The 17,721-nt window shown below is 75.6% G+C and carries 18 protein-coding genes; 8 read left to right on the top strand and 10 right to left on the bottom strand.

Going from position 1 to position 17,721, the window contains the following annotated elements:
* Positions 1–196 precede the first annotated feature (196 nt).
* Together ACN9MS_RS10910 and ACN9MS_RS10905 are read left to right on the top strand one after the other, a co-directional pair.
* Positions 197–1,678, top strand: a complete 1,482-nt coding sequence (locus ACN9MS_RS10910) for a trypsin-like serine peptidase (RefSeq protein WP_426308650.1) — start codon at positions 197–199, stop codon at positions 1,676–1,678.
* Between the two features lie 4 nt (positions 1,679–1,682).
* A complete protein-coding gene (locus ACN9MS_RS10905; RefSeq protein ID WP_426308649.1) occupies positions 1,683–2,684 on the top strand; it encodes an MvdC/MvdD family ATP grasp protein in 1,002 nt (333 codons plus the stop codon).
* 6 nt (positions 2,685–2,690) lie between these two features.
* Here the strand turns inward: ACN9MS_RS10905 and ACN9MS_RS10900 are convergent, their stop codons facing one another.
* From ACN9MS_RS10900 to ACN9MS_RS10890, 3 genes are all read right to left on the bottom strand, one after another.
* Positions 2,691–3,419, bottom strand: a complete 729-nt coding sequence (locus ACN9MS_RS10900) for a glycosyltransferase family 2 protein (protein ID WP_426308648.1) — start codon at positions 3,417–3,419, stop codon at positions 2,691–2,693.
* On the bottom strand, positions 3,416–4,018 hold the full coding sequence (locus ACN9MS_RS10895; protein WP_426308647.1) for a hypothetical protein: 603 nt from the start codon (positions 4,016–4,018) through the stop codon (positions 3,416–3,418). The genes ACN9MS_RS10900 and ACN9MS_RS10895 overlap by 4 nt, the downstream gene beginning before the upstream one ends.
* Positions 4,019–4,242: 224 nt before the next feature.
* Positions 4,243–4,833 (bottom strand): helix-turn-helix domain-containing protein, encoded by a 591-nt coding sequence (locus tag ACN9MS_RS10890; RefSeq protein ID WP_426308646.1) that lies wholly within the window; start codon positions 4,831–4,833, stop codon positions 4,243–4,245.
* A gap of 62 nt (positions 4,834–4,895) precedes the next feature.
* Here ACN9MS_RS10890 and ACN9MS_RS10885 point away from each other — a divergent pair, with 62 nt between their 5' ends.
* Positions 4,896–5,750 carry an SDR family oxidoreductase gene (locus ACN9MS_RS10885; RefSeq protein ID WP_426308645.1) on the top strand — a complete coding sequence of 285 codons (855 nt, stop codon included), beginning with the start codon at positions 4,896–4,898 and terminating at the stop codon, positions 5,748–5,750.
* 19 nt (positions 5,751–5,769) lie between these two features.
* Here the strand turns inward: ACN9MS_RS10885 and ACN9MS_RS10880 are convergent, their stop codons facing one another.
* From ACN9MS_RS10880 to ACN9MS_RS10870, 3 genes are read right to left on the bottom strand one after another with little or no spacing between them, the layout of a single operon-like run.
* Positions 5,770–6,585 carry a MerR family transcriptional regulator gene (locus tag ACN9MS_RS10880; protein ID WP_426308644.1) on the bottom strand — a complete coding sequence of 272 codons (816 nt, stop codon included), beginning with the start codon at positions 6,583–6,585 and terminating at the stop codon, positions 5,770–5,772.
* Positions 6,586–6,617: 32 nt separating this feature from the next.
* Entirely contained in the window at positions 6,618–7,124 is a 507-nt protein-coding gene (locus tag ACN9MS_RS10875; protein ID WP_426308643.1) for a VOC family protein, read from the bottom strand.
* A gap of 33 nt (positions 7,125–7,157) precedes the next feature.
* Positions 7,158–7,754 (bottom strand): GNAT family N-acetyltransferase, encoded by a 597-nt coding sequence (locus tag ACN9MS_RS10870; protein WP_426308642.1) that lies wholly within the window; start codon positions 7,752–7,754, stop codon positions 7,158–7,160.
* Between the two features lie 145 nt (positions 7,755–7,899).
* Between ACN9MS_RS10870 and ACN9MS_RS10865 the strand changes: the two genes are divergently transcribed.
* Complete coding sequence (locus ACN9MS_RS10865; RefSeq protein WP_426308641.1) at positions 7,900–8,658, top strand: SDR family oxidoreductase; 759 nt, start codon at positions 7,900–7,902, stop codon at positions 8,656–8,658.
* Between the two features lie 123 nt (positions 8,659–8,781).
* The gene (locus ACN9MS_RS10860) at positions 8,782–11,097 is read left to right on the top strand and encodes an NB-ARC domain-containing protein (protein WP_426308640.1); all 2,316 of its coding nucleotides are present in this window, start codon (positions 8,782–8,784) and stop codon (positions 11,095–11,097) included.
* On the opposite strand, the gene ACN9MS_RS10855 is transcribed toward ACN9MS_RS10860, so the two are convergent.
* Both ACN9MS_RS10855 and ACN9MS_RS10850 read right to left on the bottom strand, forming a co-directional pair.
* Positions 11,069–11,788 carry an alpha/beta fold hydrolase gene (locus ACN9MS_RS10855; RefSeq protein WP_426308639.1) on the bottom strand — a complete coding sequence of 240 codons (720 nt, stop codon included), beginning with the start codon at positions 11,786–11,788 and terminating at the stop codon, positions 11,069–11,071. The two genes, ACN9MS_RS10860 and ACN9MS_RS10855, sit on opposite strands and share 29 nt — an antisense overlap.
* Positions 11,789–11,843: 55 nt before the next feature.
* Positions 11,844–12,794, bottom strand: a complete 951-nt coding sequence (locus ACN9MS_RS10850) for an alpha/beta hydrolase (RefSeq protein WP_053370816.1) — start codon at positions 12,792–12,794, stop codon at positions 11,844–11,846.
* Between the two features lie 394 nt (positions 12,795–13,188).
* Between ACN9MS_RS10850 and ACN9MS_RS10845 the strand changes: the two genes are divergently transcribed.
* The 3 genes from ACN9MS_RS10845 (at position 13,189) to ACN9MS_RS10835 (ending at position 15,080) form a co-directional block, all read left to right on the top strand.
* Positions 13,189–14,067 carry an RNA polymerase sigma-70 factor gene (locus tag ACN9MS_RS10845; protein ID WP_426308638.1) on the top strand — a complete coding sequence of 293 codons (879 nt, stop codon included), beginning with the start codon at positions 13,189–13,191 and terminating at the stop codon, positions 14,065–14,067.
* Between the two features lie 7 nt (positions 14,068–14,074).
* Positions 14,075–14,479: a hypothetical protein gene (locus ACN9MS_RS10840; RefSeq protein ID WP_426308637.1), complete on the top strand. Its 405-nt coding sequence runs from the start codon at positions 14,075–14,077 to the stop codon at positions 14,477–14,479.
* 61 nt (positions 14,480–14,540) lie between these two features.
* Positions 14,541–15,080, top strand: a complete 540-nt coding sequence (locus ACN9MS_RS10835) for a hypothetical protein (RefSeq protein ID WP_426308636.1) — start codon at positions 14,541–14,543, stop codon at positions 15,078–15,080.
* Between the two features lie 7 nt (positions 15,081–15,087).
* Here ACN9MS_RS10835 and ACN9MS_RS10830 read toward each other — a convergent pair whose 3' ends face one another.
* A complete protein-coding gene (locus tag ACN9MS_RS10830) occupies positions 15,088–15,879 on the bottom strand; it encodes a hypothetical protein (protein WP_426308635.1) in 792 nt (263 codons plus the stop codon).
* A 111-nt stretch (positions 15,880–15,990) separates the two neighbouring features.
* Positions 15,991–17,616, bottom strand: coding sequence for an ATP-binding cassette domain-containing protein (locus tag ACN9MS_RS10825; RefSeq protein ID WP_426308634.1), 1,626 nt, complete (start codon positions 17,614–17,616; stop codon positions 15,991–15,993).
* Positions 17,617–17,721: the final 105 nt, after the last annotated feature.

Genomic DNA, 17,721 nt, shown 5'->3' with positions numbered 1-17,721 from the left:
TCAGCGCCTCCCAGAGTCCCACCGCGGTCGCAGGGGCGCCAGCGCTCGCGGGGGACCGACGAGGCACGGGAGCCACGGGCGCACGGTAGCGACCGGCGCTCCGGCCGACGCCTGGTTCACCCGCCTGGCGCTCGCACCAAACGCCCGCAGGCTCGCTCCCTCCAGGTGCAGGGGGACCGAACCGAGGGGGGACCCCATGGCTGGAACCAGGAAGTCGGCGCCCAAGAAGCCGAGCCGACGCGAGGTGCCGGAGACGCCGGACACCGTCGACGCGCTCTACCCGCCGCTGCCCGAGCGGATACCGCTCACGCTCGAGTCCATCGCGGGCGACGAGCCCACCTACGCCGAGATGCTCGAGTCCATCTGCGGCGCCACCGACGACTCCCAGCCCGTCGAGCAGTACGACGGCACGCTGGGCGTCACCCAGGCGTACGTGAGCGCCCACCAGAAGCAGGCTGTCCAGGTCCAGTGGAACACCGGGCTCGGCGGCGTCTTCACCAACCCCGGCAACGTCGACGGCGTCCGGTGGGGCAGCGGCACGCTCATCGCCCCGGACCTCGTGCTCACGTGCGGTCACCTGTTCGACCAGACCGCCGACGGATGGGTCCTGCCACGCCAGAACGGCTCGATGCAGGTCGTCACGCCGCAGCAGATCGCGACGAGCATGCACGTCAACGTGCTGTTCCAGGTGGACGCGAGCGGAGTGCTGCGCACCGAGGTGAGCTTCCCGATCGTCGCGCTCGTCGAGTACCGCCTGGGCGGGCTCGACATGGCGGTCGTGCGCGTGGGCGGGAACCCGGGGAACACCTACGGGTTCACGGCCGTCGCGACCGCCAACCCGGGCGTCGGGGACATGCTCGCGATCATCGGCCACCCCGCGGGGATGCCGAAGCGGGTCGAGGCCGGCCCCGCGACCACCGTGACGACCAACCAGATCCGCTACGACGACATCGACACGCTCGGCGGCAACTCTGGGTCCGGCATCCTCGGGCCCGCGGGCGAGCTCGTCGGCGTGCACACCAACGGCGGGTGCAACGCTGCGGGCACCGGCTCCAACTTCGGCACCGCGATCGCGGGCATCCGCGCCGTGTCGCCGACGCTCCAGTCTCTGCCGCACGGGGCGCGCACCGCGACCGCCGACGACGGGTTCACGTCGCTGGCGCAGGACGTCATCGCGACCGTCCGGGCCGCCGACCAGGTCGGCACGCTCCGCGCGGCCGACACCGCACGGGCCGTCGACGTGCTCACGATCCGGCAGGCCGACTCCCACACGGTCGCCGACCAGATCGGGACGTCGTTCCTCCGGGACCAGGGCGGCACCCCGCGGGCGCTGGACTCGATCTTCCAGGCCGACACCCGGTTCGCCGCCGACAACCCGGTCGCCACCGGGTTCGCGGGAGACGTCGGCACCGGACCCGGCGACACGCTCCAGGAAGGGATCCTCGACCCCGGCGACCTGTTCGACCCGGTGGTGAACCCCGCGATCGGGCGGCTCGTCCAGGCGGGCGCGCTCGCCGGGGCACGGCCGTTCGTCCAGGGCGCGGAGTCCCTCGTGGACGACGAGGACACGGGCGAGCCCGTCGACGTCGTCGGCGCGCTGATCGAGGCCGTCGCCGAGGCGCGGGCGACGCTCGAGGCCGTCGAGGTGGCCCTGACCCAGCTCCAGGTCGGACAGTGACGCGATGATCGGCATCGTGTCCCACGCGGACGACCTCCACACCACGGAGGTCGTCCGCCACCTGGACGCGCTCGGCGCGCCCCACGTCCTCCTCGACACCGGCCACGCCCCACGGTCGGTGTCGCTCACCTCGACGCAGGACGCGGCCGGGTGGCGGGCCGACTGGGTCGACACGAGCGCCGAGGGCGTGAGCGCCGTGGACGCCACCCAGCTGCGCGCCGTGTGGTGGCGGCGCCCGCAGCCCTTCGCCCTGCACGACGACGTCCGCTCGCCCCAGGACCGCGGCTTCGCCCATGGCGAGATCGCCGCTGCGGTGTCCGGGCTGTGGTCGTGCCTCGGCGCCACGTGGGTGAACGACCCGGACCGCGACGAGGCCGGCTCCCGCAAGATGTGGCAGCTCCAGGTCGCCGCGCGGCTCGGGCTGCGCGTCCCGCGCACGTGCATGACGAACGACCCGGCGCGCGCCCGGGAGTTCCTGCGCCGCGAGCCGGGCTCGGTCATCTTCAAGCCCTTCAGCGGCACGCCCGCGACGTGGCGCGAGACCCGCCCGGTGCGCGAGGCGGACCTCGACCTCCTGGAGAGCGTGCGGTACGCGCCGGTCATCTTCCAGGAAGCCGTCGCGGGGTCGGACGTGCGCGTGACGATCGTCGGCACGCAGCTCTTCGCGGCGGAGCTGCGCACCGAGGAGTCCGGGTACGCCTACGACTTCCGGGTCGACACCCACCACTGCCCGACGACGGCCCACGACCTCCCCGAGCACATCACCGCCGCGCTCCTGCGCCTCATGGACGTGCTCGGGCTCTGGTACGGGGCGGTCGACGTGCGTCGTACTCCTGAGGGCGACTACGTCTTCCTCGAGATCAACCCGGCCGGGCAGTGGCTGTTCGTCGAGTACGCGACCGGGCAGCCGATCGCCGCGGCGCTCGCAGGCCTCCTCGCACGGCTCGACCGCGAGGACGGCGTGGGGGCGGTGCGTCGGCGCGCGTGGCGGAACAACGTCGCGTGAGCGCAGTCAGCGCCAGCGGTCGCGCCACCGTTCCCACGGTGGCGCGACCGACCAGTTGACGCGCAGCGTGCGCCACGCGCGATCGAGTCGCCGCGCCCGCTGGCTCCGTCCCCGCAGCGACCGCGCCGAGACCCCGACCCGCCACGAGCGGACGAGGACGGTGCGCCGCCGCGGCCCGAGGCGGAAGGAGAGATCCAGGTCGTCGTGCACCTCCGGGTCGTCCCGCACGACGGCGTCGCGCACCGCCGCCCAGGAGGTCCTGCGCAGCGCCATGCACGACCCCCAGAGCGCGGTGTGCCCGAGCGCGAGGTGGCACAGGACGTAGTACGCCCCGAGGTAGGCGATCGCGACGACCGTGCGCGCGCCGCGCGGCAGGTCGTCGAACGTCCCGGTGCCGGTCATGGCGTCGAGCGCGGGGTCGTCGGCCATGCGGTCCACGACCCGCTGCACCCAGCCGGCGTCCGGGCGCGAGTCGGCGTCGAGGCGGGCGATGACGTCGCCGCGCGCCGCGTCGTACCCCGCGGCGGCAGCTGCGGGGATGCCCACGCGGGCCTCGCGCACCACGACCGCGCCCCAGCGGCGCGCGACGAGCGCCGAGTCGTCGCTCGAGGCGTTGTCGACGACCACGACCTCGAGCGGTGCGACCGTCTGGCGGGCGAGCAGGGCGAGGCACCGGTCGAGCGCGTCGGCGTCGTCCCGGACGGGGACGACGACGGACACCGTGGGGCGGGTCACGGCGTCGCTCCGCGCCGGAGGGACACGGGCACGAGGAGCCCCGTGACGACCGCGCCGAGCAGCCCCGCGGCGAGGTCGGACACGGTGTCGCCGTAGCCCACGCCGATGCGGTCGTCGAGGTACGTGTGCCCGGCCCACTCGCCGAGCTCCCACAGGATCGCGAGCACCGCGCCCAGGCCGGCGCTCACGACGAGGACGCCGGCCCTGGCCCGGCCGGGACGCAGCGTGCCCGGGTCGGCGAGCATCCCCGCGCGGACGAGGGCGACGTACGCGACGGCGGCGACGAGGCCGGTGCACGCGGCGTGGTCGGGGAGGTCGAGCCATGGCACGGCGCGGTACCACTCGAGCTGCGCGGCCCAGGCAGAGGCGAGGAGCGTGGCGCTGTACGCCACGTCCAGGGGAGCGGTGAGGCCGAGCGCTCGCGGCACCATGGTGCCGCCCAGGACCAGCAGGAAGAGCGCCGTCGCGACGCCGTCGAGGCTCACCGCAGCGACGACGCTCGCCGCCGCCGCGGCGCGCACCACGTCGCCCGGGACGAGCCCGGCCCGTGCGTGGACGGTGCTGGTGGGGACCGCCCCGGGGGCGGAGGTGCCGGGCATCGACGACTCCTCGGACGGTGGTGCTGCGGAGTCACAGCCTCACCCGGGGGCGGGCCGTTCGCATGCCCGCACGGGGTCCCCGCGCCCGGGCCACGCTCTCGGTCGCGGCGTCGAGGTCGACGGCGGTCACGGGCGTGCGGAGGCTCCGCCCGGTCGGGTGCGACGTCCGGGTGCGAGGGCTCTCGGGGTGACCGTGGCCGGGCGCACCGACAATCCCGGGTCGCTCAGTCCCGGAAGCCGGCGAGCGCGGCGTCGAGCGTCGCGAGCATCCCCGCGCGCAGGGCCGCGGGGTCGTCGGTGTCCCGGGCGAGGACCTGCCCGGCGGCTCCGACCGCGCCCACCGCGGCGCCGACCATCGGTGCGACGTCGCGCAGCGGGCTCCCCGTCCCGCGCGCGACGCGGTCGGCGAGCCCGGCGACGAGCGTCGCGAGCCGGAGGGTGAGCGAGGCCGGCACGCGCCCGCTCCCGCCCAGGGCCGCGCGCGCACGCGCCTGGGCGACCAGGGCGTCGTCGGACGTCGCGGCGTCGACGAGCGCCCGCACCGCGGCGTCGACCCGGGCGGCGGGCGACGGCGCCCGCGACTGCTCCGCGACGCGCCACGCGAGCTCCGTGAACCCGTGCACGTGGTCGAAGAGGAGGTCCTCCTTGGTGGGGAAGTGCAGGTAGAACGTCCGCTCGGAGACGTTCGCGGCGCGTGCGACCTCGGCCACGGTCGTCCCGCCGAAACCCTGAGCCTCGAAGAGGCGCGCGGCGCTCGCCAGGATCGCCTCGTGGGTGCGCCGTCGCCGGGCGTCGTGGCCGTTCTCGCTCGTCACGCGAGGAGCCTAACCGCGTCCGGACAAGTATGCAGATCTGTAGTTTGTGGCAGGGTAGGTCCATGGAGAACACCCGCCACCCCCGTCGCTACGTCGTCACCGGAGCGGACTCCGGCCTCGGGCGAGAGGTCGCCCGGCTCCTCAGCAGGACGGGGGAGGTCGTCGCGTGCGGGGTGGGCGCGGACGTCGACGTCCGCGCCGACCTCACGACCCGTGCGGGCCGCGCCGCGCTGGTCGAGCAGGTCCGTCGGCAGACGGACGACCGGCTCGACGCCGTCGTCGCGGTCGCGGGGTCCGGCGCCCCGCGTCCGGAGACGGTGGCCCTGAACTACTTCGGCGCGGTCGAGGTGCTCGACGGCCTCCGGCCCGCGCTCGCCGCGTCCTCCGCGCCGGCGGGTGTGGTCGTGTCGTCCTCCTCGACCCTCCACCGGGGCAGCGGCACGCTGGTCCGTGCTTGCGAGCGGGGCGACGAGGAGCGGGCGCTCGCGATCGCCCGGCACCTGGTCCGGACGCAGCGGGGGAGCCAGCTCTACCGGTCGAGCAAGACCGCGCTGAACCACTGGGTGCGGACGACGGCCGTGCGCGAGGAGTGGGCCGGTGCGGGGATCGTCCTCAACGCCGTCGCGCCGGGCATCGTCGCGACGGAGGCCGTCCTGGCCACGTGGGAGCGCGACCGGGCGCTCCTGGAGACGGCGCTCCCGCAGCCGCTCGGCGCCCCCGGACCGGTCGCGCCCGTCGCGCACCTGCTCGCTCACCTGGCCTCCGCGGAGAACCGCTCGACCACCGGACAGGTCGTGTACTGCGACGGCGGGACGGACGCGCTGGTGCGCGGCACCCGACCGCAGCGGACCTATCTGCGCTACGGCGTCCGGGACCTCGTCGCCATGTGGCGCACGGCGAGGTCGCGCGCGGCGTAGCCGGCGTCGACGGCCGGCCTCAGTCCCACGTGGCCGTGGCCGGGTCCACGCCGCGCGAGCGCGCGTTCGCCTCGACCGCGGCGCGCAGCCACGTGGCAAGGCCGGGGGCGAGCCCGTCGTAGTGCCCGCGGAAGCCGTCGTCCTCCACGAGCTGCCGGGCCAGGCACACGTGCCGGGCTGGCGTGCAGTCGAAGTGCGCGCCGATCGACGCGCGGTGGCGCTCGGCCAACGCGAGCCCGCGCGCCGACGACGGTTCGACACCCTCGCGGCACGCGGCGGCGAGATCGGCCTCGAGCGCGGCGACGCCGTCGGCGAGGTCCTGCCAGTCGTCGAAGGTCCGCTCGGCGGACCGCTCCGCGTACTGCGCCCACTGCGGGGTGTCGCCCCAGCGCTCGCGCGCCTCGGCGGGCCACGCGGGGTCCCACGTCCGACCGAACAGCGCGACCTGTTCCGCGGGGGTGAGCAGCAAGCCGCGCTGCCGGGCGTCGAGCAGCCGGTCGAGCGCGTGCGCGGTCCGCTCCAGGCGCGCGATCCGTTCGCCGAGCAGCACCCGGTGGCGGCGCAGCACGTCGACCGCGTCGTCGCCGGGCGTGTCGAGCAGCTCGGGGACGTCCTCGAGCGAGACGTCGAGCTCGCGGTACGCCACCACGCGGCGCAGGCGCGCGACGTCGGTCGGCGAGTACAGCCGGTAGCCCGCGGCGGTGCGCTCCGACGGTCGGGCCAGCCCCACCGCGTCCCAGTGGTGCAGCGTCCGCACGGTGACCCCGACGGTCCGGGCGGCGTCCCCGACCGTGAGCGCGTCGGCGACGCGGTGGGGCGCGCGATCCGTGGTCACGCGCCCCAGTGTCGCCCGGGCGGCCCCCGGCGTCATGCGCTGGGTGCCTCGATCCCGATGTCGTGGAGGAAGCGCGCGGCGTCGCTCTCAGGGTCGTACGGCCGCGCCGCCGTCATGACGACGCGCGTGTTCTCGGGAGTGCGGACCTCGACCTCGACCGAGCCCCACGGCGTCTCGCGAGGGCCGGTCGTGCACCCGGGGGAGACGTCCTCGCACGCGGCGACGATCCCGTCGAGCTGCGACAGCACGCACGAGAAGCTCACGGTGAGCGCGCTCGGCTCCCCAGCGGGCGTCCCCGGGACGAGCAGCACGTCCTGGAACGCCCAGCGGCGCAGGTGCACCACGCCGCCCGGGACGGAGAACAGGTCGAAGAACCCGAGACCCCGGGTCCAGAGGTCGACGGACGCGGCGAGGTCCGCCGTCGGGATCGTGACGAACTGCGGCATGCCATAGATGCCGCGGAACGGCTCGGGGGCGACGGCGTCGGGCCCCGGGGCGGGGACGGGGGACAGGTCGAAGGCGGGGAAGGTGTCGGTCATGCGGCCAGCGTGGAGCCTGACGTCGCGTCAGGGTCAAGCGCCCGTGCGTCGCTCGTCGGCGAGCAGCGCGTACGTCACGCCGTCGACCCAGCCGAGGTCGCGGTGCAGCGAGTCGCGCACGCCCACGCCCTCGCGCCGCATGCCGACGCGCTCCATGAGCCGCCACGACGGTTCGTTCGCCAGGAACGCGTTCGCGACGACCCGCCGCAGGCCCAGGTCCTCGAAGCACACGCGGAGAAGGCCCTGGACGGCCTCCGTCGCGTACCCGCACCCCTGGTGCGACGGTGAGAGCGCCCAGCCGATCTCCGCCTCGTCCGGGCGGGGACGGTCGACGACGTCGCGCTGGCCCCAGCCGTCGCGCACCGCGAGGTAGAGGTCGCCGACGACCTCGCCGTCGTGCTCGACGACGAGCGTCGTCGCGAGCCGGCCGGGATCGGCGTGGTGCTCGCGCCACTCCTCGGCGTCGGTGAACCGCTGCGTGAGCCAGCGGTCCACGGCGGGCAGGCTGCGGTAGGCGAAGAGGGAGTCCGCGTCCTCGGGCCGGGCGCGGCGCAGCACGAGGCGCGGGGTCGTCACGGGCCAGGCGACCCGGTCGAGGGCGTCCGGACGGACGTCGGTGGTGTCTGCCATGGGCATCACCCTGGCACGCCTCCCGGACGGGGATCGAGCAGATTGCCGCCGGGGACGGCCCCGGGACGTGTCACACGCGGCGCAGGTGTCCGGTCGACAGGGGTGACAGGGCGGCACGCGCCGCACGCAGCGACAGGAGGACACCATGAAGATCGTCGTGATCGGCGGTACGGGGCTCATCGGCTCGAAGCTCGTCACCGTGCTGCGGGACCGCGGCCACGAGGCCGTCCCCGCCTCGCCCAACTCGGGGGTCAACACCCTCACCGGGGAGGGCGTCGCGGAGGTGCTGGAGGGCGCGGACGTCGTCGTCGACGTCTCGAACTCGCCCTCGTTCGAGGACCAGGCGGTCCTCGACTTCTTCCGCACCTCGACCGGCAACCTCCTGGCGGCCGAGGAGAAGGCCGGCGTCCGCCACCATGTCGCGCTGTCCGTCGTGGGCACGCAGGGCCTGACCGAGAGCGGGTACTTCCGCGCGAAGATCGCGCAGGAGGAGCTCGTCACGGGCTCTCCGGTGCCGTACTCGATCGTCCACGCGACGCAGTTCTTCGAGTTCCTGAAGTCGATCACGGACGGCGCCACGCAGGACGGCGTCGTGCACCTCGCGCCCGTCCTGTTCCAGCCGATCGCCGCCTCCGACGTCGCCGTCGCCGTCGCGGACGTCGCCACGGGCGCGCCGGTGCGCGGCATCGTCGAGGTCGCGGGTCCCGAGGTCTACCGGCTCGACGAGCTCGTCCGGACCACGCTCGCGTCGCTGGACGACCCGCGCGAGGTCGTCGCCGACCTGGAGGCACGGTACTTCGGCGCGCCGCTCTCCGAGGGCTCGCTCGTCCCGGGTGACGGCGCCGTGCTCGGCAGCACCCGGCTCGCGGACTGGCGCACGCAGCAGTCCGTGGCGACGCGGTAGCGGAGGGGACGGCCGAGAGACCTCGGCCCAGATCGCCGGGCGGGCCCCCTCGCGCGAGGACGCGTGGGGGTCGCCCGCCCGGCGCGACGACGGGACACCCTGCGGGACGACGGCGAGGCGCGCATGGACACGGAAGCACTCGGCCCGACGGTGCGCCGGTTCCGGCTCGCCGCCGACCTGACCCTGGAACGGCTCTCCGAGCTCTCGGGCGTCAGCGACCGGGCCCTCAGCGACATCGAGCGGGGCGCGGCCCGGGGACCCCAGCACCGGACGATGCTGGCTGTCGTCGACGCGCTCGGCCTCGGTGAGCAGGATCGGGCGCTCGTCCTGCGGGCGGCGCGCGAGGGACGTCGCCGGGCGCGTCCCGAGCCCGGGTGGCGCCTGCCGCTGCCGCGCGGCACGGCCGACTTCACCGGGCGCGAGGCGGAGCTCGACCGCGTGACGCGGGCGCTGCGCGCGGCACCCGGCGAGCAGCCGCCCGTCGTGGTCGTCACGGGTCCGCCGGGGTACGGCAAGACGAGCCTGGCCGTGCGCGCGGCGCAGCGGCTGCAGGCCGAGTTCGACGACCAGCTCTTCCTCGAGCTCGCGGGGACATCGCCCGACGCCGTGCGCCCGGGCGCCGTGGTCTCCCGGCTCGTCCAGGCGCTCGTCGGGTCGGGCACCCGGGGCACCGACGACCCGGCCCGGCTGCGGACCCTCCTCGCGGGTCGGCGCGTCCTCGTGGTGCTCGACGACGCGCACGACGAGGCGCAGGTGCGCGCCGCGCTCCCGTCGACGGGCCCCGCCGCGGTGCTCGTGACGAGCCGACGCCGCCTCGAGGGCCTGGAGGACGTCGTGCGGGTCGACCTCGAGCGGCTGAGCTCCGGCGACTCGCGCGCCCTGCTCGCGCGGATCGTCCCCGAGCAGCAGGCGTCCACGGCCGACCTCGCGCGCCTCGCCGAGCTGTGCGACGACGTCCCGCTCGCGCTGCGCATCGCGGCCAACCGGCTCGCGAGCCGGGCGACCTGGACGGTGGACGCGCTGGCCTCCCGCCTCGCGGTCGCGGACCGTCGCCTCGACGTCCTGGCCGCGGGCGACCTCTCGGTGCGCGCCGCGATCGACCTCTCGTTCGACCAGCTCGGACCGGCCGCGCAGCGGCTGTTCCGTCGCCTCGCGCTCGCCGACGGGCGCGACGTCGGCGCCGGGCTGGCCGCGACGCTCGCGCAGGAGCCGGTCTGGACGACCGAGGAGCTGCTCGACGAGCTCGTGTCGCTCAGCCTCGTGCGCCCGGCCGAGCACGACCGGTACGCGCTGCACGACCTGCTGCGCCTCTACGCGCAGCGCGCGCTCGTGGGCGCCGAGCCCGCCGAGGTCCGCGCCGCCGTGCGCGCCGCGGCGGACGCGTGGCTCCTGCGCACCGCCGTCCGGGCGGGCCGGTGGTTCGAGCCCGACGTCCTGGGCGACGGGTCCGCGGACACCGAGGACGTCGTCGGGCTGGCGACGGGCGAGGAGGCCCGCGCCTGGCTCACCGACGAGGCGGTGGCGTGGTTCGCCGCCCTGGGCCGTGCGGGCCGGGGCGGCGACCACCGCGTCGTGGTCGAGGTCGCCGAGGCCCTGCACTGGTTCTCGGACCTGTGGCCCTACTGGGGTCACTGGCACGAGGTCTACGCGGCGTCGGCCGAGGCGGCCGCGGCGCTCGGCGACGACGCGCTCCTCGCGACCCACCTCGGCTACCTCGCGTGGGCCCAGGTCCACTGCCGGGGCGACGTCGCCGCGGGCACGGCCGCGGCCGAGCGTGGGCGTGAGGTCGCCGAGCGGGTCGGCGAACCGGACCTGCGCGCGTGGGCCGCCTACTACGTCGGCTGGTGCGCGAGCTCCGCGGGCGACCACGCGCGCAGCGTGGTCGCGTCGGAGGACGCGATCGCGCTCTTCCGGCGCGCGGACGACCGCGAGGGGCTGCCGCAGGCGCTGTTCCAGCGGGCGCAGGGGCTCGCCGCTCTGGGACGTGCGGACGAGGCGATCGCCCACCTGCGCGACGTCGTCGCGCTCGTGCGCGACCCCCGCACGGCACCGCGCGGGCAGGTCGCCGAGTTCACCGCCCTGCACGCTCTCGGCACGATCGCGCGCATCAGCCTCGACCGGCAGGACTGGGCGACCACGCGCCGCGTCGCGGACGAGGCGATCACGGGCTTCCTGGCGCAGGGCGCCCGCCCGTCGGCCGCGCACATGCACGTGTTCCGGGCCCACGCCCGCCGCGCGCAGGACGACCACGCGGGTGCACGCGCCGACCTGGCCCGGGCCGTCGAGCTCTTCGAGGGCTCGGGCGACGCGGAGGGCCTCGCCGCGGCGCGGGCCGCGGGCGCGCTGGTGCGGGGCGGGGACGACAGCGGCCCCCGTCGCCGGGGCGACGGGGGCCGCACGGGTCGGACCGTCAGGAGACGGCGGCGACCGCGTCGATGATCGTCGCCGCGACCTCCGCGGGACGCGAGACCGACAGCGCGTGGGACGCGCCCGCGACGGCGGTGCTCGCGCGCGCCCCGGCCCGCTCGGCCATGAAGCGCTGGAGCTCGGCGGGGATGTTCTTGTCCTCCTCGCCGTAGACGAACCACGACGGGACCTGACGCCAGGCCGCCTCGGCGCCGGGCAGGCCCTCGCTCAGCGCGAGCTCGGTGACGGGACGCTGCTCGGCCGCCATGACGACGGCGCGCTCGACCGGGACGTCGTGCGCGAACTGCGACGGGAACGCGACGCCGCGGATCCGCAGCTCGTTCCCGCCGCTCGTGAGCGGGTAGCCGATCAGGGTCTCGCCGAGCGTGCTGCCCGGGAACTTGCCCGAGAGCTGGAGCGCGGACTCGCCGGCGTCGGGCGCGAACGCCCCGACGTAGACGAGCGCTTTGACGGCGTCGACGCCCGCGGCGGCACCGGTGACGACGATGCCGCCGTACGAGTGCCCGACGAGGACGACGGGGCGGCCGATCGCCGCGACGACGTCGCGGACGTACTCGGCGTCGCCCGTGACGGAGCGCAGCGGGTTGGCGATCGCGACGACGTCGACCGACTGCGCGAGGAGGCGCTCGACGACGCCGTCCCAGCTGTCGGAGCCGGCGAACGCGCCGTGGACCAGGAGGACGATGGGCTTCGTGGTGGACATGGGTTCTTCCTTCTCTCGGTGGAGCTGTCGGTACGGGGCGCGGCTCTGTGGCCGGTCAGAGGGTGCCGAGCGCGGTGCGCAGCACGTGGACGGCCTGCTCGACGGCGGCCGTGGCGGCACGCGTCGGGCGCAGCGGGTTGAGCATCATGAAGTCGTGGATCGTGCCGTTGTAGCGCAGGCTCGTCGTGGGCACGCCGGCCTGGAGCAGCCGCCGCGCGTACGCCTCGCCCTCGTCGCGCAGGACGTCGTTCTCGTCGACGACCACGAAGGCGGGCGGGAGCCCGGCGAGGTCGTCGAGCGACGCGCGCAGCGGCGACGCGGTGATCTCGGACCGGCGGTCGACGTCGGGCAGGTAGCTGTCCCAGAACCACGCCATGGCCCGCGCCGTGAGGTGCGGGCCGTCCTTGAACTCGCGGTAGCTCGCCGTGTCCTGCGCGGCGTCCGTCACGGGGTAGTACAGCGACTGGTGGACGAACGTCACGTCACCCCGCTGCTTGGCGAGCAGCGTGAGCGCGGCCGTGAGGTTGCCGCCCACCGAGTCGCCCGCGACGGCGAGGCGGGACGCGTCGAGACCGAGCGCCGCGCCCTGCGTCGTGATCCACCGGGCCACCGCGTAGCCCTGCTCGAGCGCGACCGGGTAGCGCGCCTCGGGGGAGCGGTCGTACTCGACGAACGCGACCGCCGCGCGGGCGCCGACCGCGAGCTCGCGCACGAGGCGGTCGTGCGTGCCGGCGTCGCCGAGCACCCAGCCGCCGCCGTGCAGGTAGAGCACGACGGGCAGCGTCCCGGTCGTGCCGCGTGGCGTGACCACGCGGACGCGGACCGAGCCGTCGCCCGCGGGGACGGTCACCCAGGTCTCCTCGACCTGGGCCATCTCGATGAGCTGCGCCTGCAGGTCGTCGAGGACCTTGCGGGCACGCTCGGGGCCGAGCTCGTCGACGAACGGGGGCGCCGCGACGGCGTCGGCGAACGCCTGCGCCTCCGGTTCCAGGACGGGTTCGCTCATGGTCTTCTCTCCTTCGGTGCGATGGATCCCCTGCCCCTCCAGCCTGGGAACCCGCGGCCCGGGGCACCACGAAGAACGCACGCAGGACTCGGGTTCCGCCCACGTCGTGTCACAGGCCGGGCGCTCGCGCGGTCGAACGGGTGCAGCAGGACGACGCGCGTCGGACGGGTCCGGTCGAGTCGTGAGGTAAGAGCGGGAGCACCGGGTTTCAGGCGGCCCTCTGCGGGTACGCGCCAAGCAGATCGCGGCTGGTCCCACCCGCCGCCGGACCCGTGCGCGACGGTGCGTCCTGCCCTGTCACAGATCACGGCCCTGTCCGGTCGGGTGGGGGAAGGGCGTCCGGCCGAGCGGTCGGGGGTGACGGCGACACGAGGGCGGGGCGAGGATGGCGGACGTGGACGAGCGAGCGGCGGACCTGACGACGGCGGAGCAGCAGTTCGGCGCGGCGCGGCGCAGGCTGTTCGGGATCGCGTACCGGATCCTGGGCAGCGCGGCCGAGGCCGACGACGTGCTCCAGGACGCGTGGGTGCGCTGGCAGACGTACGACCGCTCGACCGTGCGCAACCCGGACGCGTTCCTCACGACGACGGTGACGCGGCTCGCGATCAACGTCGCGCAGTCCGCGCGCGTGCGCCGCGAGACGTACATCGGCCCGTGGCTTCCCGAGCCCGTGGACACGAGCGCCGACCCGACGCTCGGCGCCGAGCGCGGCGAGGCGCTCGAGGTCGCGCTGCTCATGCTGCTCGAGAAGCTCACCCCGACCGAGCGCGCGGCGTACGTGCTGCGCGAGGCGTTCGACTACCCGTACGAGCAGATCGCGGAGATCATCGGCCACTCGCAGGCCAGCGTGCGCCAGCTCGTGAGCCGGGCGCGCCGTCACCTCGGCGAGGAGCGCCGCGCGCCGGTCGCCCCTGAGGCCCAGCGCCGACTGCTCACCGCGTTCGTGGCCGCCGCCAAGGCGGGCGACGTCGCGCTCCTGGAACAGCTCTTCGCCGAGGACGTGATCTCCTACTCCGACGGCGGCGGGGCGGTCCGCGCGTCGAAGTTCCCGGTCGTGGGGCGCCCGCGCGTCGCGAAGTACCACCACGCGTTCGCGGCGCGCTTCTGGGTGGGCGTCGACGTGGAGCCCGCCGACATCAACGGCCACCCGGCCGTGCGGCTCTCGCACGACGGGCAGCTCTTCGCCGTGCTCACGGTCCGGGCCACGGCCGACGGCATCGACCGCGTGCTGTGGATGATGAATCCGCAGAAGCTCGCGGCGCTCACCGCGTAGGCGCGGCATGCCCCAGCGAGACAGGGCGGTGGCACGGCGCGAGGCCGACCGGGCGGCGCACGACCGCGTCGTCGAGGCGCTCCTGCGCGCGACCGCGGCGGTGGACCGGGCCGAGGTGCGCGGGCTGCTGGACCCGGCGGTGACCCTGTGGGTCGACGCGGCGGGCAGCGCCGCCGCGACGCCCGGGGTGGTCGAGGGCGTCGACGAGACGGCACGCGCGATGTGCCGCGTCCTGCGCCCCGGTCCGGGTGTCGAGGTGACGGCGCGCTCCGTGAACGGCGTCGCCGGCCTCGTGGTGCGCCAGGACGGCGTCGTGACGGGCGTCGTGAGCGTCGCGGTGCGGTCCGGCCGGGTCGCCGAGGCGTGGGTCGTGCTCAGCCCGTCGAAGCTCGAGCGGTGGAACCGGGACTGACGCCTCGACGGGCGGCGGCGCGGCGCGACGACGGAGCCCGCTGCGGTCTAGGGTCGCCACCATGACGCTCTACCTCGACGACCGCGACGAGGGCCTGTCTCCCACGACGAGCCACCCCGCGTTCGTGTCCCTCGCGCCCGTGCCGTTCTACGACGAGGGCGAGGACTTCTCGCCGTTCGGCAACGACTCCGGGCACGACGCGCTGCGGGACCTCGAGGAGTGGTACGCGGCCGACGGCCGCGACGACGCGCTGCCCGCGTTCGTCGACGGGCTCCTCGCGGCGTGGGACCTCGGGGTGCCGGAGGACGTCTGGTCGGCCGGGCGCGAGGCCGCGTCCGAGGGGCTCCGTTCCGGCACGCTCGACGAGGCGGCTCTCGCGGCGGAGGCCCGGGCACAGGTCGCGATCGTGCTCGGTCAGCTCAAGATCCGGGGCGGCCTCACGCCGCAGGCCCGTCAGGTGGGTGCGCGCGCGCTCGCCGTGCTGGGCGCGCTCAACGACCACGCGCGCGCCGCGAGCCCGGACTGGCCGTACGCCGACGCCGACGCCGCTGCCACGGCGGCGATGGCCGCGGTCGTGCGGGACGCGCCCGACCTCGCCTGAGCCCGCGCTACGCCGCCGGCCGCGGCGGGTCGTCGTCGGCGCGGCCGCCCACGAGGGTGCGCACCCGCTCCCACCGCGCCTGGTAGCGGGCACCGAACCGTGCCTGCGCGCGGGCGAGGCGGTGCGGCCGGTGCGCGTACCGCCGTCGCGCCCAGAACGACGGCGGCTTGGCGAGGCGGACCGCTCCGACGAGCGCGACCACCGGGACCACGATCCCGACGAGCCCCGTCGCGAGCTTGCCCTTGAGGATGCACACGAGCGCGAGCGCCAGGTGGACGACGACCGTCACCGTGTAGGCGACCCAGCCGCTCTGCGAACCGTCCGACGTGACGCCGACCGGCGAGGCGGACAGGAGCAGCGCGCCCCCGATCGCGCCGCCCACGAGGATCGCGTCGATCGAGCGCTGCCCCTCCTCGGACCAGTAGACGTCGTCGACGTACAGCCACAGCGCGAACTCGTCCAGCGCGAGCGCGGCCCCCGCCCCGAACAGGAGCGCCAGCACCTCCGACCACGGGTGGCCGGGGGAGTACCGGAACTCGAGCATGCCGGTGAGGAGCACGAGCAGGATGCCCCAGACCTGGTGGTGCACGTGGACGCCTCCGATGGAGACGTCGCCCAGGAGGGTGCGCCGCCGCGCGCCCTGGCCGGTGGCGGGGGAGGGCGGGCGGTCCGTCTCGCCGCGCGCACGGATCCGGCGCGTGACCGACCGCACGAGGACGAACGTCACGACGAACCCGACGAGCGCGAACAGCGCCGGCGCGCGCCCGGTGTCGACGACGTGCTCGGTGTACCAGCCCATGGGCGCACCCTCCGGTCGGTGCCCGGTCCCTCGGCGGCGGCCCTGCCGCGCCCTCGGTCCATCGTCGGCGCCCGGGGGCGTCCCGGCGAGCGGGCGCCCCCGGACCGGCTCTCAGCTCGTCGGCGCAGGGGCGGGCACGGGCGCGTCGTGGAGCGCGCCGTCGTGGTCGAGCTCGAGCACCGCGTCGACCCCGAGCCGGGCGAGGAAGCCGTCGTCGTGACTGACGACGAGCAGCGCACCGGCGTAGCCGGACAGGGCCTCGACGAGCCGGTCCACGCTGCGCACGTCGAGGTTGTTCGTCGGCTCGTCGAGCACGAGGAGCTGGGCGGGCGGCTCGGCGAGCAGGAGCCGCGCGAGCGAGACGCGGAACCGCTCGCCGCCCGACAGCGTCGACACCGGGCGGTCGACGCTCGAGCCGCGCAGCAGCAGGCGCGCGAGCTGGTTGCGGATCGCGCCCGGGGCCGCGCCCGGTGCCCCGTCGCGCACGTTCTCGAGCGCGCTCCGGGCGTCGTCGAGCCCGTCCAGCCGCTGGGGCAGGTAGCCGACGCGGTCGGTGAGGAGCGCGCCGCCGGCCCGCCCCGGCTCCGGTGCGCGTCCGGCGAGCAGGTTCGCCAGGAGCGTCGTCTTGCCGGTCCCGTTCGCGCCGACGAGCGCGACGCGCTCGGGCCCCTGCACGACGACCGTCCGGTTCGTCCCGCGCAGCTCGGCGAGGCGCCGGCCGCGCGGCACGTCCGGGTCGGGGAGCACGAGGTGCACGCGCTCGTCGTCGCGCACGCGGGCCGCCGCGGCGTCGAGCGCGTCCTGCGCGGCCTGGACCTTGGCGTCCAGGCCTTGGCGCATCGAGCCGGCGGACACCTGCGCGGCGGACGCGCGCAGCCCCATGGAGATGCGTGACCCGGTGCGGTTCGCCTGCGCGGTGCGCGCCGTCCGCTCGCGGCGTGCGAGCTTGGTCTCGGCCTCGACGCGCTGGCGCTTCTCGGCCCGGAGCGTCTGCTCGGCGGTCCGTGCGGCCTGTGCCGCGGCGGCCTGGTCCGCGTCGAGCTGGTCGCGCCACGCGCTGTACGGACCGCCGAAGGTGGTGAGGCGGCCGGCGTGCAGCTCCGCCGTCTCGTCCATGTGCTCGAGCAGGTCGAGGTCGTGGCTCACGACGACGAGCGTCCCGGGCCAGTCGTCGACGAGCGCCGCGAGCCGCGCCCGGGTGCCACGGTCGAGGTTGTTGGTCGGCTCGTCGAGCAGCGTGATGGCGCTGCGCCGCACGCGCAGCCCGCTGATCGCGACGAGCATCGCCTCGCCGCCGGACAGCTCGCCCACGCGCCGGTCGAGGCCCACGCCGTCGAGCCCGATCTCGGCGAGCGCCTGCGCGGCGCGTGCCTCGACGTCCCAGTCGTCGCCGACGGCGTCGAAGTGGCGCACGTCGACGTCCCCGGACTCGATGGCGCGCAGCGCGGCGAGCGTGCCGTCGATGCCGAGGAGGCGCGCGACGCTCGCGTCCCGGCCGAGGGTGAGGGTCTGGGGCAGGTAGGCGACGTCGCCGGTCGTGGTGACGCGCCCGGACGTCGGGGTGAGCAGGCCCGCGACGAGGCGCAGGAGGGTGGACTTGCCGGCGCCGTTGTCGCCGACGAGGCCCGTGCGGCCGGTGCCGAACGTGCCAGTGAGGTGCGAGAGCGCGATGGTGCCGTCGGGCCACTCGAACGAGAGATCGGTCAGGGTCACCGCGGAGCGGTGCAGGGTGGACATGAGGTGCTCCTCGTGCCCGCGGTGGTGCGGGCAGGGTCGTGCCGGGAAAGGACAGAGCGGCGCGGGAGCGGTGCGGCGGGTCCAGGCACGACAGGTCCACGGCAC

The organism is Cellulosimicrobium sp. E-16 (assembly GCF_049913115.1).
Taxonomy (GTDB): Bacteria; Actinomycetota; Actinomycetes; order Actinomycetales; family Cellulomonadaceae; genus Cellulosimicrobium.
The sequence above is the reverse complement of the archived record's forward strand: the minus strand, read 5'-3'. Positions and strand labels throughout refer to the sequence as shown.